We start from the raw sequence: 15,488 nt of genomic DNA on the forward strand, positions 1-15,488 counted from the left end.
CATTATGTCGGTCAAAAACACTTCCTTTTAACGTTTTCAGAACATTTTCCACAACAAAAGTAGGTTTCCTGCCATAATAACCGCCGCTGCGTGACAGGAGTCACAGTGTTTTTCGTCAATCGTGATTTTGTCCAGATACGTAAATCTATGAGCCTTGTCGCGGTTAACCAACCTCAAAAAACCTTACTATTTTCGGTAATATATATTGGCTAAGGAGCAGTGATATGCGCGTTAACAATTTAACCCCGCAAGATCTCAAGGCTTATGGTATCAACGACGTCCAGGATATCGTTTACAATCCCAGCTACGACACCCTTTATCAGGAAGAACTTAATCCTGGTCTGGAAGGGTATGAGCGTGGCGTGTTAACTAACCTGGGCGCTGTTGCCGTTGATACCGGTATTTTTACCGGTCGTTCGCCTAAGGATAAGTATATTGTTCGCGACGACACCACGCGTGATACGCTGTGGTGGTCCGATAAGGGTAAAGGTAAAAACGATAATAAGCCGCTTTCCCAGGAAACCTGGCAACACCTGAAAGGTCTGGTGACGCATCAGCTTTCCGGTAAACGCTTATTCATTGTTGATGCGTTCTGCGGCGCAAATGCCGACACTCGTCTTTCCGTGCGCTTTATTACGGAAGTCGCCTGGCAGGCCCACTTCGTTAAAAATATGTTCATTCGCCCAACGGACGAAGAGCTGGTAGGCTTCAAACCTGACTTTATTGTCATGAACGGCGCGAAGTGCACCAACCCGCAGTGGAAAGAGCAAGGGCTGAACTCGGAAAACTTCGTGGCGTTCAACCTGACTGAACGCATTCAGCTTATTGGCGGCACCTGGTACGGCGGCGAAATGAAAAAAGGAATGTTCTCGGTAATGAACTACCTGCTGCCGCTCAAAGGTATCGCCTCAATGCACTGTTCCGCCAACGTGGGTGAAAAAGGCGATGTCGCGGTCTTCTTCGGCCTTTCCGGTACCGGAAAAACCACTCTGTCCACCGACCCGAAACGTCGTCTGATTGGCGATGATGAGCACGGTTGGGATGACGACGGCGTGTTCAACTTTGAAGGCGGCTGCTACGCCAAAACCATCAAACTGTCGAAAGAAGCGGAGCCAGAAATTTATCATGCGATTCGCCGTGATGCGCTGCTGGAAAACGTCACCGTGCGCGAAGACGGCACCGTTGATTTCGATGATGGTTCCAAAACCGAAAACACCCGCGTCTCTTACCCGATCTATCATATCGATAACATCGTTAAGCCTGTGTCCAAAGCAGGTCACGCCACGAAGGTTATCTTCCTGACGGCGGACGCCTTCGGCGTGTTGCCGCCGGTTTCCCGTTTAACCGCTAACCAGACGCAGTACCACTTCCTGTCGGGTTTCACCGCTAAACTGGCCGGCACCGAACGCGGCGTCACCGAACCGACCCCCACCTTCTCCGCCTGCTTCGGCGCCGCGTTCCTGACGCTGCACCCGACGCAGTATGCTGAGGTGCTGGTGAAACGTATGCAGGCAGCAGGCGCGCAGGCTTATCTGGTTAACACCGGCTGGAATGGCACCGGCAAACGTATCTCCATCAAAGATACGCGCGCAATTATCGACGCCATTCTGAACGGTTCTCTTGATAACGCGGAAACCTTCCGTCTGCCGCTGTTCGATCTGGCGATCCCGACTGAACTGCCAGGCGTGGATACCCACATTCTCGACCCGCGTAACACCTACGCGTCGCCGGAACAATGGCAGGAAAAAGCCACCGCGCTGGCGAAACTGTTCATTGAGAACTTCGAGAAGTATACGGATACCCCGGCAGGCGAAGCGCTGGTTAGCGCCGGACCGAAGCTGTAAGGAAGAGGCCGGATGGCGGCTTTGAACGGCGTCATCCGGCGTTAAGAAGAAAGGGAGGGTAATACCTCCCTTTCTTATGCCTCTTTTGTCGTCCCCTGGACGCGAGCCACAGGAACCGGTAGCCAGGCGCGAATTGACAATCCGCCACGCTCGCTGGTGCCAATCTCCAGCATCCCGTTATGGTTATCGATAATGCGCTGCACAATCGCCAGCCCCAGCCCTGTGCCGCTGGTGCTACGGGCGCTGTCGCCGCGTACAAAAGGCTGGAACAGATGTTTACGCTGCTCCGGCTTAATGCCCGGCCCGTCATCTTCTACCTGGAACCAGGCGCGATGCGACTCGGTGCCGCTACTGACCTTAATCCAGCCGTTGCCATAACGGGCAGCATTAACCACCATATTCGCCACCGCGCGCTTAATCGAGAGCGGGTGCATTTTCACCTGGATGCTGCCTGCCTGAAGCGCAGTGTTAATCTCACGCTCATAGCCGCTTTCCGCCGCAATCACCTCGCCCAGTACGGAATTGAGATCCGCCATCTCCATTGGCATTTCCTGACCGGTACGCAGATAGTCAATAAACTGTTCGATAATGGCGTTACACTCTTCGATGTCTTTATTGATCGACTCCGCGAGATAACCGTCTTCCTCGCCCATCATCTCCGTCGCCAGACGAATACGGGTCAGCGGCGTGCGCAAGTCGTGGCTGACGCCCGCCATCAATAGCGTACGGTCATCAGCCAATTGTTTCACGCCGGCTGCCATATGGTTAAACGCCCGAGTCACAGAGCGCACCTCAGAGGCGCCATATTCACGCAGCGGCGGCGGAATAATTCCCTTCCCTACCTGCAGGGCGGCATGTTCAAGATCCACTAACGGTCGGTTCTGTATACGAATAAACAGCCACGCGCCGCCTATCGCCAGGAGCATAATCGCCAGCGTGTAACGGAAAAGCGGAGAAAAATCGCCCTGATGAATCTCGGTCAGCGGCACGCGCACCCAGATATTGGGCGACAGCCAGGTTTTGAGCCACACGACAGGCGAGCTTTTGTTGACCTCAACGCGCACTTCCGTCGGGCCGCCTAATTGCTGCGCCATCTGGTGGCTTAAGAATTCGTAGTGTTGCGCCCAACGCAGCCCGGCCTCTTCGGCGGCTTCGTTGGTGTAGAGAGAGATCCCCAGCTCGCGATAGATTTCCCGACGAAACGCAGGCGGCACGACTAACTGCGTGCCGTCCTCCAGTTGCAGCTTATCGGTCATCAGCATACGGACTTCGTAAGCCAGAACCTTATTAAACTGCTGGAGGCTCGGCAAAATCGCGAAGTTCAGCACCACCAGGTAGGTCGTCACCAGGCTGACGAACAGCAAGGTGACGATGAGCAACAGCGTGCGGGCAAATGAACTTCGCGGCGAGAAGCGCATTCGCCTCATGCTTTAGAACCGTCCGGTACGAAGACGTAGCCCAGGCCCCAGACGGTCTGAATATAACGCGGATGCGCCGGATCTTCTTCCACCATACGGCGCAGGCGGGAGATCTGGACGTCGATGGAGCGTTCCATCGCGGAATACTCGCGGCCACGGGCCAGATTCATCAGCTTATCGCGAGAGAGCGGCTCGCGCGGGTGGCTTACCAGCGCTTTCAGTACCGCAAACTCCCCGCTGGTCAGCGGCATCGGTTCATCTTCACGGAACATCTCGCGCGTACCGAGGTTCAGTTTAAACTTACCGAACGCGATAACGGCCTCTTCCTGCGACGGCGCGCCGGGCAGTTCGTTTGCCTGACGACGTAGCACGGCGCGGATACGCGCCAACAGCTCGCGCGGGTTAAACGGTTTAGGAATGTAGTCATCGGCGCCGATTTCCAGCCCGACGATACGGTCAACCTCTTCACCCTTCGCCGTGACCATAATGATCGGCATTGGATTACTTTGACTACGCAGGCGACGACAAATCGACAGACCATCTTCACCTGGCAGCATTAAATCCAGTACCATGAGATGGAAAGATTCACGGGTCAGCAGACGATCCATCTGCTCGGCGTTAGCGACGCTTCGAACCTGGAAGCCCTGCTCGGTCAGATAACGTTCCAGTAGCGCCCGCAGACGCATATCGTCATCAACCACCAGAATCTTATAATTCTCTTGCATTGTCTGTACTCCCAAAGGTTCGCAACAAATGTAAGTGTGTATTCTTAAAAAAGCTCACGTGAGTCACCAGCAAATTCTGGTATGAATTTCAGGCTAAATTGTTACAAAGCATATTTAACAGCAGCTTAAATATACAATTAATCGGCAACCCCATTATTTATTCTGTCGGGACGATCACGTTATACCCCGTGTGCGCAATATCGACAGCAAAGGTAAATCAACGAGATGAAAACGCCCCTGATCACCCGCGAAGGGTACGAAACACTCAAACAAGAGCTCAATTATCTCTGGCGTGAAGAGCGCCCGGAGGTCACCAAAAAAGTGACCTGGGCTGCGAGTCTGGGCGACCGCAGCGAGAATGCCGACTATCAGTATAATAAAAAGCGCCTGCGTGAGATCGACAGACGCGTCAGATATCTGACCAAATGCATGGAAAATCTCAAAATCGTGGATTATTCCCCGCAGCAGGAGGGCAAAGTCTTCTTCGGCGCCTGGGTGGAAATTGAAAATGATGACGGCGATACGCTGAAGTTCCGCATTGTCGGCTACGATGAAATTTTCGGACGTAAGGATTACATCTCTATCGACTCGCCGATGGCGCGGGCGCTACTGAAAAAAGAAGTGGGCGATCTGGCGGTGGTTAACACCCCTGTCGGCGAAGCAAACTGGTACGTCAATGCGATCGAATACGTCAAATAAGACAAGAAGAATCCTAAGCCCCCGCTGATGGCTGGCATTTTTGCCAGCCAATCCGTATAACTATCCCCTGATTTTTATCCTGAAGACGAAGCTAACCCATGATGAATGATTCTTTCTGCCGCATTATTGCGGGTGAAATCCAGGCAAATGCCGGGCAGGTTGAAGCTGCCGTTCGCCTGCTTGACGAAGGGAACACCGTGCCGTTTATCGCACGTTATCGTAAAGAAATCACCGGCGGTCTGGATGACACGCAGTTGCGTAACCTGGAAACGCGTCTGGGCTATCTGCGTGAGCTGGAAGACAGGCGTCAGGCCATCCTCAAGTCCATTTCCGAACAAGGCAAACTGACCGATGAGCTGGCTGGCGCCATCAACGCTACGTTAAGTAAGACCGAGCTCGAAGACCTCTACCTGCCCTATAAACCTAAACGCCGCACCCGTGGACAAATCGCCATTGAAGCCGGCCTTGAGCCGCTGGCCGATCTGCTCTGGAACGAACCGTCCCACGATCCTGACGTGGAAGCGGCAAAGTACATTGATGGCGACAAAGGCGTGGCGGACACGAAAGCCGCGCTCGACGGCGCACGCTACATTCTGATGGAGCGCTTTGCCGAAGACGCCGCATTGCTGGCGAAAGTGCGTGATTACCTATGGAAGAACGCCCATCTGGTCGCCACGGTCGTGAGCGGCAAAGAGGAAGAAGGGGCAAAATTCCGCGACTATTTCGACCATCATGAGCCCATTGCTAACGTCCCGTCTCACCGTGCGCTGGCCATGTTCCGTGGTCGTAACGAAGGCATTCTGCAACTTTCGCTCAATGCCGACCCACAGTTTGATGAGCCGCCGAAAGAAAGCTACTGCGAGCAAATCATCATGGACCATCTCGGCCTGCGGCTAAATAACGCCCCGGCGGATAGCTGGCGCAAAGGCGTAGTGAGCTGGACGTGGCGTATCAAAGTCTTAATGCACCTCGAAACCGAACTGATGGGCACCGTGCGCGAACGTGCGGAAGATGAAGCGATTAACGTGTTTGCCCGTAACCTGCACGACCTGCTGATGGCAGCCCCCGCAGGCCTGCGCGCCACGATGGGCCTTGATCCTGGCCTGCGTACCGGCGTAAAAGTCGCTGTCGTTGACGGCACCGGCAAGCTGGTGGCGACGGATACCATTTATCCGCATACCGGTCAGGCGGCCAAAGCGGCTACCGTGATCGCCGCGCTGTGCGAAAAATACCACGTCGAACTGGTCGCGATTGGCAACGGTACGGCCTCGCGTGAAACCGAACGCTTCTATCTCGACGTACAGAAACAGTTCCCGAACGTGACGGCGCAGAAAGTGATCGTCAGCGAAGCGGGGGCGTCCGTGTATTCCGCTTCTGAGCTGGCGGCGCAGGAGTTTCCGGATCTCGACGTCTCCCTGCGCGGCGCGGTCTCTATCGCGCGTCGCCTGCAGGATCCGCTGGCGGAACTGGTGAAAATCGATCCGAAATCCATCGGCGTCGGCCAATATCAACACGATGTCAGCCAGACCCAGTTGGCGCGTAAGCTGGATGCGGTGGTCGAAGACTGCGTAAACGCCGTCGGCGTCGATTTGAATACCGCCTCCGTACCGCTGCTGACCCGCGTCGCGGGCTTAACGCGCATGATGGCGCAAAACATCGTCGCCTGGCGCGATGAGAACGGTCAGTTTCAGAACCGCCAGCAACTGTTGAAGGTGAGCCGTCTGGGGCCGAAAGCGTTTGAGCAGTGCGCGGGCTTCCTGCGTATTAACCACGGCGATAACCCGCTGGATGCCTCCACCGTCCACCCGGAAGCCTATCCGGTTGTCGAACGCATTCTGGCGGCGACGCAGCAAGCGCTAAAAGATCTGATGGGCAACAGCAACGAATTGCGTCACCTCAAGGCCGCTGATTTTACCGACGATAAATTCGGCGTGCCGACCGTGAGCGATATCATCAAAGAGCTGGAAAAACCGGGCCGCGACCCGCGTCCTGAATTTAAAACCGCGCAATTCGCCGATGGCGTCGAAACCATGAACGACCTGCTGCCGGGGATGATTCTGGAAGGGGCGGTCACTAACGTCACTAACTTCGGCGCGTTTGTCGATATCGGCGTTCATCAGGATGGCCTGGTGCATATCTCCTCGCTCTCGAATAAGTTCGTTGAAGATCCGCACACCGTGGTGAAAGCGGGCGACATCGTGAAGGTGAAAGTGCTGGAAGTGGATCTGCAACGTAAGCGTATTGCGCTGACGATGCGTCTGGACGAACAGCCCGGCGAAACCGCCGCTCGCCGCGGCGGCGGCGCCGATCGCGCTCAGGGCAACCGCCCGGCATCTAAAGCGGCGAAACCGCGCGGTCGTGACGCTCAGCCAGCCGGTAACAGCGCCATGATGGACGCGCTGGCAGCCGCAATGGGAAAAAAACGCTAATCGGGTAATACGCAGGCCGGGTTACTTCTTATCCGGCCTGCGATTTTGCAATACGTCCAACCCTTTCTTTTTTAATTAACAATTAAATCTTACCCATTAGAATCTGTTAATTAATTTTCTTCTGCTATCCGCACTATTAATTATCACTTTATTAACAGATGAAACCTTAATTAAACATTAAAAACGGTGAATATTTGCACATTAGGGGTATTTGCAAAAAGACAAATAAATGTTGAGCCATATCAACATCGGCGCAAATTATCGCTTATTTGTACATTCCGTCACATTTTAATCGTTGAAGATAGAAACCATTCTCATTATCATTGTGTTGTTGATTATTTACTCTTTCCTTCGTTGGCTAAACATCGGGTCTCCTGCCGCCCCCCTGAGCGCCGCATGAGGTATACATCCAGTTAGTAAGAAACAAGTAGGTCGTATGCAATTCACTCCTGACACTGCGTGGAAAATCACCGGCTTTGCGCGTGAAATCAGCCCGGCGTATCGTCAAAAACTGCTTTCGCTCGGCATGTTGCCCGGCTCTTCATTTAATGTCGTCCGCGTCGCGCCCTTAGGCGATCCGATCCATATCGAAACACGACGCGTGAGTCTGGTTTTGCGTAAAAAGGATTTGGCGTTAATAGAAGTGGAAGCGGTTTCCTGTTAATACAGTGAGTCTATAAAAATGAAAAAATTAACCATTGGTTTAATTGGTAATCCTAATTCCGGCAAGACCACCTTATTTAACCAACTCACCGGCGCGCGTCAGCGCGTGGGGAACTGGGCGGGCGTCACCGTCGAGCGTAAAGAGGGCCAGTTCGCGACAACTGACCACCAGGTCACGCTGGTAGATTTACCCGGCACCTATTCTCTGACGACCATCTCGTCACAAACCTCTCTCGACGAACAGATCGCCTGCCACTACATCCTGAGCGGCGACGCCGATCTGTTGATAAACGTTGTGGACGCCTCCAATCTGGAGCGCAACCTCTATTTGACGCTGCAACTGCTGGAGCTGGGTATCCCCTGTATTGTCGCGCTCAATATGCTGGATATCGCTGAAAAACAGCAGGTTCGTATTGATGTCGACGCTCTGTCCACGCGTCTGGGTTGTCCTGTCGTACCGCTGGTATCGACTCGCGGTCGCGGTATCGAGGCGCTGAAACTGGCCATTGACCGTCACAACGCTAACGACAACGTCGAACTGGTGCATTATGCCCAGCCGCTGCTGCGCGAAGCGGATTTCCTGGCCGACGCGATGGCCCAGGAGATGCCTTTACAACAGCGCCGCTGGCTGGGTCTGCAAATGCTGGAGGGCGATATCTACAGCCGGGCTTACGCAGGCGAGGCGGCGCAAAACCTGGACACCTCCCTGGCCCGTCTGAAGGACGAAATGGACGACCCGGCGCTGCATATCGCCGACGCCCGTTATCAGTGTATCGCCGCTATTTGCGACGTGGTCAGCAATACCCTGACAGCCGAACCCAGCCGCTTCACCAGGGCGGTCGATAAAATTATCCTGAACCGCTTCCTCGGCTTACCGATTTTTTTGTTCGTGATGTACCTGATGTTCCTGCTCGCCATTAACATCGGCGGCGCGTTGCAACCCCTGTTTGATGCCGGTTCCGTCGCCATCTTTATTCATGGCATTCAATGGATTGGCTACACGCTGCACTTCCCGGATTGGTTAACCATCTTCCTGGCGCAAGGTCTTGGCGGCGGGATCAATACCGTCCTGCCGCTGGTGCCGCAAATCGGGATGATGTACCTGTTCCTCTCCTTCCTTGAAGACTCCGGTTATATGGCGCGCGCGGCCTTCGTCATGGATCGCCTGATGCAGGCGCTGGGACTACCGGGTAAATCCTTCGTACCGCTGATTGTCGGCTTCGGCTGTAACGTACCTTCCGTGATGGGCGCCCGCACGCTTGACGCTCCGCGCGAACGCCTGATGACCATCATGATGGCGCCGTTTATGTCCTGTGGCGCGCGCCTGGCGATTTTCGCCGTCTTTGCCGCCGCCTTCTTCGGGCAAAACGGCGCGCTGGCGGTCTTCTCGCTGTACGTGCTGGGTATTGTCATGGCGGTATTAACCGGCCTGATGCTGAAGCATACCATTATGCGCGGCGAAGCCTCTCCGTTTGTGATGGAGCTGCCGGTTTACCACGTCCCGCATATCAAGAGCCTGATCATCCAGACCTGGCAACGCCTGAAAGGTTTTGTACTACGCGCCGGTAAAGTCATTATCATCGTGAGTATTTTCCTGAGCGCGTTTAACAGTTTCTCGCTGAGCGGCAAAATCGTCGATAACATTAATGACTCCGCCCTCGCCTCTGTAAGCCGGGTTATCACGCCAGTCTTTAAACCGATCGGCGTCCATGAGGATAACTGGCAAGCGACCGTGGGTCTGTTTACGGGCGCCATGGCGAAAGAGGTTGTCGTCGGTACGCTGAACACGCTCTACACCGCCGAAAATATTCAGGACGAAGCGTTTAATCCTGCCGACTTCCACCTCGGCGATGAACTGCTGGGCGCGGTTGACGATACCTGGCAAAGCCTGAAAGACACCTTTAGCCTGAGCGTACTGGCTAACCCGATCGAAGCGAGTAAAGGCGACGGCGAAATGGCGACCGGCGCGATGGGCGTGATGGATCAAAAATTCGGCAGCGCCGCGGCGGCGTACAGTTACCTGATTTTCGTCCTGCTTTACGTACCGTGTATCTCGGTAATGGGCGCTATCGCCCGCGAGTCCAGCCGCGGCTGGATGGGCTTCTCCATCCTGTGGGGACTGAATATCGCCTATTCGCTCGCCACGCTGTTCTACCAGGTTACCAGCTTCAGTCAACACCCGACATACAGTCTGATCTGTATTCTGGCAGTGATCGTCTTTAACGTTGTGGTGTTAAGCCTGTTGCGCCGCGCCCGCAGCCGTGTAGACATTGAACTGCTGGCAACCCGCAAAAACGTCAGTTCCTGTTGTTCGGGCACTGCGGGCAATTGTCACTAAGGGATGTAAAAAATGGCTTCATTGATACAGGTTCGCGATCTACTGGCGCTACGGGGGCGTATGGAGGCAACGCAAATCAGCCATACGCTGCACGCTCCGCAGCCCATGATCGACGCCATGCTGAATCAACTGGAGATCATGGGTAAAGCGGTACGTATCCCGGAAGAACCGGACGGCTGCCTTTCAGGCAGCTGTAAAAGTTGTCCGGAAGGTAAAGCCTGCCTGCGCGAATGGTGGGCCTTGCGTTAGCCTTCGCCGGGTAGCGACGTAACGCGTCTTATCCGGCCTTTATCCCGCGTTATGTTGCCCGGTACGCGTCACGCTGCCGGGCAATTTTGCGTCATGTCTTCCACAAAGATGAAAGCGTTACCGCCGTGCGCATTTATCTCCCCATGCGCCTCGCAAGCGCACTAATCCCCTACTGCAATCAGCCCGGTCTGCGCGTAGTGTCACGCCATTGAACTTCACCGATGACGGATCGATATGGCGACCTCAACAACATCCACGCCGCATGACGCGGTATTCAAACAGTTTTTATGCCACCCCGATACTGCACGGGATTTTTTGGAAATTCATCTCCCGACGACATTACGTCAAATCTGTAATCTGAATACGTTACGGCTGGAGTCCGGTAGCTTTATTGAAGAGGATTTACGCCCCCATTATTCCGATATTCTTTGGTCGCTGGAAACAAGTGAAGGTGAAGGTTACATTTACGTGGTTATTGAACATCAGAGTACGCCGGACGCGCATATGGCATTTCGGCTGATGCGTTACGCGATGGCTGCAATGCAACGGCACCTGGAGGCCGGGCATAAGACGTTGCCGTTAGTGGTGCCAATGCTGTTTTACCACGGAAACCGAAGCCCGTATCCGTTCTCATTATGCTGGCTGGATGAATTTGCCGACCCGGTGATGGCGCGTAAGCTATACGCCACCGCCTTTCCTCTGGTCGATATTACGGTCGTGCCGGATGACGAGATTATGCGGCACCGACGGGTCGCGCTGCTGGAACTCATACAAAAACACATCCGCCAGCGTGATCTAATGGGGCTTGTCGAACAGCTGGTCGCCCTACTGGTTAAGGGATACGCTAATGACACCCAGCTTCAAAGTTTGTTTAATTACATGATGCACACTGGCGACGCCGCGCGCTTCAATACGTTTATCCGCCAGGTGGCTATGCGTATCCCACAGCATAAGGAGAAGATCATGACTATCGCAGAAAGATTACGTCAGGAAGGGCATCGTAACGGGTTACAGAAAGGGCTACAGCAAGGCAAACAGGAAGGCCAACGGCTCGCCGCATTACGCATTGCCCGCTCCATGCTAAACGATGGTTTCGATCGCGATACCGTGCTTAGGGTTACCGGGCTGGCGCCTGCCGATCTGGCATCTGAAAACCATTAATCTGGCAGAATGGTCCGGGCCCGGCAACGCCCTGGTTACAGCGATGATTTTAGCGTCATCAGCGCCTGACAAAACGCCGCCGGATGCGAGATAAACGGCGCATGGGCCGCCTTCGCCATTATCTGTGATGTACTGTGCGGCCATAACGTATCGAGCAAAGGCACAATTTTACGCGGCACCAGACCGTCCAGATAACCATACAAACGCAAAAACGGCATGTTCACATTTTTAAGCGCTTCTCGTAGATCGACCGTTTTTAAGATTTCCAGTCCGCCATTGAGCACGTCTACATCCGGCATAGGCTGCGCCAGCACCACGCTTTTTAAGGTGCGGGCATCCTGACGCGCCGTCTCCGTCCCTAACGTTTGCAGCGCCAGAAAACGCTCCACCGTGCGCTGAAAATCGTCGCTAAGCTGCTGCTGGAATCCACCGAGGATTTCCGGTTTTATTCCCGGCCACCCCTCACGCGCACTAAAGCATGGCGAAGAGGCGACTGTCACCAGCGCCTGAACGCGTTCAGGGTGTGTGAGCGCCATCTGACTCGCCACCAGGCCACCCAGGCTCCAGCCAAGCCAGATAGCCTGGTCCGGCGCGTTCTTCGCTACCTGCGCCGTCATCTCTTCAAACGTCATAGCGCCAAACCCCGAACTACGGCCATAGCCCGGCAAATCGACCAGATGCAGCGTAAAATGCGAGCCGAGTTCCTCGCGAATGCAATGCCATACCTCCGCATTCAATCCCCATCCGTGCAGCAGCACAAGATGACAATTTCCCTCGCCGTAGGTCTGCCACCAGATGTCATTCATCAGTTACTGTTCTCTTTTGTCTAACAAGGATGCACCTATGCTAACAGTACCGGGATTATGCTGGCTATGCCGAATGCCGCTGGCGTTAAGCCACTGGGGGATTTGTTCCGTATGCGCGCGCGCCGTTCGTCAGCGCGTCAGCCTGTGTCCGCAATGCGGATTACCTGCCGCGCATCCTTCGCTCCCCTGCGGTCGCTGCCTGCAAAAACCACCGCCCTGGCAGCGTCTGGTGAGCGTCAGTGACTATACGCCGCCCTTGAGTTTACTGGTGCATCAGCTTAAATTTACCCGCCGCAGCGAAATTGCCGCCGCTCTGGCGCGTCTACTGTTGCAGGAAGTACTCATGGCGCGCCGCAGCACTGGCTTGCAGCTTCCCGACAGAATCGTCAGCGTTCCGCTCTGGTCGCGCCGACACTGGCGGCGGGGATTTAACCAAAGCGATCTGTTATGTCAACCGTTAGCGCGCTGGCTTGGCTGCGCGTGGGACAGCCAAACCATCACGCGGGTACGGGCGACCGCAACACAACATCATCTCAGCGCCAGGTTACGTAAGCGCAATTTGAAAAACGCGTTTCGCCTTGAATTGCCGGTACAGGGTCTCCATATGGTTATTGTGGATGATGTCGTCACTACCGGAAGTACCGTCGCGGAAATCGCGCAACTGCTTTTGCGCAACGGCGCAGCGACTGTCCAGGTATGGTGCCTGTGTCGAACCTTGTAGAGCCTCGATGATGGGCGTATTATAACCAACTAAAATAGTCAACTATTAGGCCATTACTATGATCCGTATTTCCGATGCTGCACAAGCGCACTTTGCCAAACTGCTGGCAAATCAGGAAGAAGGGACGCAAATCCGCGTATTTGTCATTAATCCCGGCACTCCTAACGCAGAGTGCGGTGTTTCTTATTGTCCTCCCGACGCCGTAGAAGCCACCGATACTGCACTGAAATTTGACCTGTTGACCGCTTATGTCGACGAGCTGAGCGCGCCCTATCTGGAAGACGCGGAAATTGATTTCGTGACCGACCAGCTAGGTTCTCAACTCACATTGAAAGCGCCAAACGCGAAGATGCGCAAAGTGGCCGATGACGCGCCGCTGATGGAGCGCGTGGAATATGCTCTGCAATCGCAGATTAACCCGCAGTTGGCGGGCCACGGCGGTCGCGTCTCGCTGATGGAAATTACCGATGAAGGCTATGCAATTCTGCAGTTTGGCGGCGGTTGTAACGGTTGCTCGATGGTTGACGTCACGCTGAAAGAAGGAATCGAGAAACAGTTGCTGAATGAATTCCCGGAACTGAAAGGGGTTCGAGATCTGACCGAACACCAGCGCGGCGAGCACTCATACTACTAAGATTTTCCCCGCATCCATGCCCGATGGCGCTTGCGCCTGTCGGGCCTTGTCTGCCCCACCGTAGGCCGAATAAGGCGTCTACGCCGCAATCCTGCGCCATCAGCCACATCTCAGAGCAATGGTCCTTCTTCTTGCGCCGATAACATGACCTGTGTCTCATAATTTAAATTTTGCCTGCCAGGGTCATTTTCAACACCCATATGTTACCCGTATCATTCTTATGGGCACCTAACATCCATATAACATCTGACTACGCTCATTCGTTTCAACGGTAATCAGTATTGGTGCTATTGCGACTCTGTTCCCGTCGGGAACAACAGGAATTTGTCGTCGAAACAATGACGTTACCCATAACAAAGTAAAGGCCAGGTAAATCATGCCATTAGTCATCGTTGCTATCGGTGTTATCTTGTTACTTCTTCTGATGATCCGCTTCAAAATGAACGGATTTATCGCCCTTGTCCTGGTAGCGCTCGCTGTCGGGTTGATGCAGGGAATGCCGCTGGATAAAGTCATCGGCTCCATCAAAGCCGGTGTCGGCGGTACGCTTGGCAGTCTGGCCCTGATTATGGGGTTCGGCGCCATGCTGGGCAAAATGCTTGCCGACTGCGGCGGCGCTCAACGTATCGCCACTACCCTGATCGCGAAATTTGGTAAAAAGCATATTCAGTGGGCCGTAGTGTTAACCGGCTTTACCGTCGGCTTCGCTCTGTTCTATGAAGTGGGCTTTGTTCTGATGCTGCCGCTGGTATTCACCATTGCCGCAGCGGCGAATATCCCGTTACTGTACGTCGGCGTGCCGATGGCTGCGGCGCTCTCCGTCACACACGGTTTCCTGCCGCCGCACCCGGGCCCAACCGCGATCGCCACGATTTTCCATGCCGATATGGGTAAGACGCTGCTGTTTGGTACGATTCTGGCAATCCCGACCGTGATCCTTGCCGGACCGGTTTACGCCCGTTTTCTGAAAGGCATCGATAAGCCGATCCCGGAAGGCCTGTACAGCGCGAAAACTTTTACGGAAGAAGAGATGCCGGGCTTTGGCGTCAGCGTCTGGACGTCGCTGGTTCCGGTGATTCTGATGGCGATGCGTGCGGTTGCCGAGATGATTCTGCCAAAAGGCCACGCTTTCCTGCCCGTTGCCGAGTTCCTGGGCGACCCGGTAATGGCTACGTTAATTGCCGTACTGATTGCGATGTTCACCTTTGGCCTGAACCGCGGGCGTTCCATGGATCAGATTAACGATACGCTGGTCTCTTCCATCAAAATTATCGCCATGATGCTGCTGATCATCGGCGGCGGCGGCGCGTTCAAGCAGGTGCTGGTCGATAGCGGCGTGGATAAATACATCGCTTCAATGATGCATGAAACCAATGTCTCTCCGCTGTTGATGGCGTGGTCTATCGCGGCGGTGCTGCGTATCGCGCTGGGCTCCGCGACTGTCGCGGCGATTACCGCAGGCGGCATTGCGGCGCCGCTGATCGCCACTACCGGCGTTAGCCCTGAACTGATGGTTATCGCAGTCGGTTCCGGGAGCGTGATTTTCTCTCACGTCAACGACCCGGGCTTCTGGCTGTTCAAAGAGTATTTCAATTTGACTATCGGCGAGACCATTAAATCCTGGTCGATGCTGGAAACGATCATCTCCGTCTGCGGCCTGATCGGCTGTCTGCTACTGGGTATGGTGGTTTAAGCGAGGCGGCTTGTAGGCCGGATAAGGCAGCAATGTGCGCCAGGATTGCCTGATGGCGCTGCGCTTATCAGGCCTACGTGCTCTCACCATAATAAAGCCGGGGAAATC

The 15,488-nt window shown here is 54.6% G+C and carries 13 protein-coding genes; 10 read left to right on the forward strand and 3 right to left on the reverse strand.

Annotation, left to right across the window (positions count from 1 at the left end; translation table 11 throughout):
• Nucleotides 1–224: 224 nt before the first annotated feature.
• Entirely contained in the window at nucleotides 225–1,844 is a 1,620-nt protein-coding gene (gene pckA / locus NA624_RS08625; RefSeq protein WP_001265689.1) for a phosphoenolpyruvate carboxykinase (ATP), read from the forward strand.
• 74 nt (nucleotides 1,845–1,918) lie between these two features.
• On the opposite strand, the gene envZ is transcribed toward pckA, so the two are convergent.
• Both envZ and ompR read right to left on the reverse strand, forming a co-directional pair.
• Nucleotides 1,919–3,271 carry a two-component system sensor histidine kinase EnvZ gene (gene envZ / locus NA624_RS08630; protein WP_001253818.1) on the reverse strand — a complete coding sequence of 451 codons (1,353 nt, stop codon included), beginning with the start codon at nucleotides 3,269–3,271 and terminating at the stop codon, nucleotides 1,919–1,921.
• Nucleotides 3,268–3,987: an osmolarity response regulator transcription factor OmpR gene (gene ompR, locus NA624_RS08635; RefSeq protein WP_001157751.1), complete on the reverse strand. Its 720-nt coding sequence runs from the start codon at nucleotides 3,985–3,987 to the stop codon at nucleotides 3,268–3,270. Before ompR ends, envZ begins: the two co-directional genes overlap by 4 nt.
• A 225-nt stretch (nucleotides 3,988–4,212) precedes the next feature.
• On the opposite strand from ompR, the gene greB reads away from it, so the two are divergent.
• From greB to NA624_RS08665, 6 genes are all read left to right on the forward strand, one after another.
• The gene (gene greB / locus NA624_RS08640) at nucleotides 4,213–4,686 is read left to right on the forward strand and encodes a transcription elongation factor GreB (RefSeq protein ID WP_000856695.1); all 474 of its coding nucleotides are present in this window, start codon (nucleotides 4,213–4,215) and stop codon (nucleotides 4,684–4,686) included.
• Between the two features lie 98 nt (nucleotides 4,687–4,784).
• Nucleotides 4,785–7,115 carry a Tex family protein gene (locus NA624_RS08645; protein WP_000980661.1) on the forward strand — a complete coding sequence of 777 codons (2,331 nt, stop codon included), beginning with the start codon at nucleotides 4,785–4,787 and terminating at the stop codon, nucleotides 7,113–7,115.
• 436 nt (nucleotides 7,116–7,551) lie between these two features.
• Nucleotides 7,552–7,779 carry a ferrous iron transporter A gene (feoA, locus tag NA624_RS08650; RefSeq protein ID WP_001160955.1) on the forward strand — a complete coding sequence of 76 codons (228 nt, stop codon included), beginning with the start codon at nucleotides 7,552–7,554 and terminating at the stop codon, nucleotides 7,777–7,779.
• Between the two features lie 18 nt (nucleotides 7,780–7,797).
• Nucleotides 7,798–10,116, forward strand: a complete 2,319-nt coding sequence (feoB, locus tag NA624_RS08655) for a Fe(2+) transporter permease subunit FeoB (RefSeq protein ID WP_000736973.1) — start codon at nucleotides 7,798–7,800, stop codon at nucleotides 10,114–10,116.
• 12 nt (nucleotides 10,117–10,128) lie between these two features.
• Nucleotides 10,129–10,365: a [Fe-S]-dependent transcriptional repressor FeoC gene (gene feoC, locus NA624_RS08660; RefSeq protein WP_000157589.1), complete on the forward strand. Its 237-nt coding sequence runs from the start codon at nucleotides 10,129–10,131 to the stop codon at nucleotides 10,363–10,365.
• Nucleotides 10,366–10,599: 234 nt separating this feature from the next.
• Nucleotides 10,600–11,526, forward strand: coding sequence for an Rpn family recombination-promoting nuclease/putative transposase (locus NA624_RS08665; protein ID WP_000235956.1), 927 nt, complete (start codon nucleotides 10,600–10,602; stop codon nucleotides 11,524–11,526).
• A 35-nt stretch (nucleotides 11,527–11,561) separates the two neighbouring features.
• On the opposite strand, the gene bioH is transcribed toward NA624_RS08665, so the two are convergent.
• Nucleotides 11,562–12,332, reverse strand: a complete 771-nt coding sequence (bioH, locus tag NA624_RS08670; RefSeq protein WP_000998138.1) for a pimeloyl-ACP methyl ester esterase BioH — start codon at nucleotides 12,330–12,332, stop codon at nucleotides 11,562–11,564.
• Between the two features lie 37 nt (nucleotides 12,333–12,369).
• Between bioH and gntX the strand changes: the two genes are divergently transcribed.
• From gntX to gntT, 3 genes are all read left to right on the forward strand, one after another.
• Nucleotides 12,370–13,053 (forward strand): DNA utilization protein GntX, encoded by a 684-nt coding sequence (gene gntX / locus NA624_RS08675; RefSeq protein WP_000958733.1) that lies wholly within the window; start codon nucleotides 12,370–12,372, stop codon nucleotides 13,051–13,053.
• A gap of 58 nt (nucleotides 13,054–13,111) precedes the next feature.
• Nucleotides 13,112–13,687 (forward strand): Fe-S biogenesis protein NfuA, encoded by a 576-nt coding sequence (nfuA, locus tag NA624_RS08680; protein WP_000619387.1) that lies wholly within the window; start codon nucleotides 13,112–13,114, stop codon nucleotides 13,685–13,687.
• A 376-nt stretch (nucleotides 13,688–14,063) separates the two neighbouring features.
• On the forward strand, nucleotides 14,064–15,380 hold the full coding sequence (gntT, locus tag NA624_RS08685) for a gluconate transporter (RefSeq protein WP_001131741.1): 1,317 nt from the start codon (nucleotides 14,064–14,066) through the stop codon (nucleotides 15,378–15,380).
• Nucleotides 15,381–15,488: the final 108 nt, after the last annotated feature.

The sequence above is a fragment of the Salmonella sp. NW38 genome, from assembly GCF_051807745.1.
In the GTDB taxonomy this organism is placed as follows: domain Bacteria; phylum Pseudomonadota; class Gammaproteobacteria; order Enterobacterales; family Enterobacteriaceae; genus Salmonella; species Salmonella enterica.

What these genes read in the sequence shown, in the direction of transcription:
- pckA (WP_001265689.1), top strand. Translation starts at nt 225, where the DNA reads ATGCGCGTTAACAATTTAACCCCGCAAGATCTCAAGGCTTATGGTATC.
- envZ (WP_001253818.1), bottom strand. Translation starts at nt 3,271, where the DNA reads ATGAGGCGAATGCGCTTCTCGCCGCGAAGTTCATTTGCCCGCACGCTG.
- ompR (WP_001157751.1), bottom strand. Translation starts at nt 3,987, where the DNA reads ATGCAAGAGAATTATAAGATTCTGGTGGTTGATGACGATATGCGTCTG.
- greB (WP_000856695.1), top strand. Translation starts at nt 4,213, where the DNA reads ATGAAAACGCCCCTGATCACCCGCGAAGGGTACGAAACACTCAAACAA.
- NA624_RS08645 (WP_000980661.1), top strand. Translation starts at nt 4,785, where the DNA reads ATGATGAATGATTCTTTCTGCCGCATTATTGCGGGTGAAATCCAGGCA.
- feoA (WP_001160955.1), top strand. Translation starts at nt 7,552, where the DNA reads ATGCAATTCACTCCTGACACTGCGTGGAAAATCACCGGCTTTGCGCGT.
- feoB (WP_000736973.1), top strand. Translation starts at nt 7,798, where the DNA reads ATGAAAAAATTAACCATTGGTTTAATTGGTAATCCTAATTCCGGCAAG.
- feoC (WP_000157589.1), top strand. Translation starts at nt 10,129, where the DNA reads ATGGCTTCATTGATACAGGTTCGCGATCTACTGGCGCTACGGGGGCGT.
- NA624_RS08665 (WP_000235956.1), top strand. Translation starts at nt 10,600, where the DNA reads ATGGCGACCTCAACAACATCCACGCCGCATGACGCGGTATTCAAACAG.
- bioH (WP_000998138.1), bottom strand. Translation starts at nt 12,332, where the DNA reads ATGAATGACATCTGGTGGCAGACCTACGGCGAGGGAAATTGTCATCTT.
- gntX (WP_000958733.1), top strand. Translation starts at nt 12,370, where the DNA reads ATGCTAACAGTACCGGGATTATGCTGGCTATGCCGAATGCCGCTGGCG.
- nfuA (WP_000619387.1), top strand. Translation starts at nt 13,112, where the DNA reads ATGATCCGTATTTCCGATGCTGCACAAGCGCACTTTGCCAAACTGCTG.
- gntT (WP_001131741.1), top strand. Translation starts at nt 14,064, where the DNA reads ATGCCATTAGTCATCGTTGCTATCGGTGTTATCTTGTTACTTCTTCTG.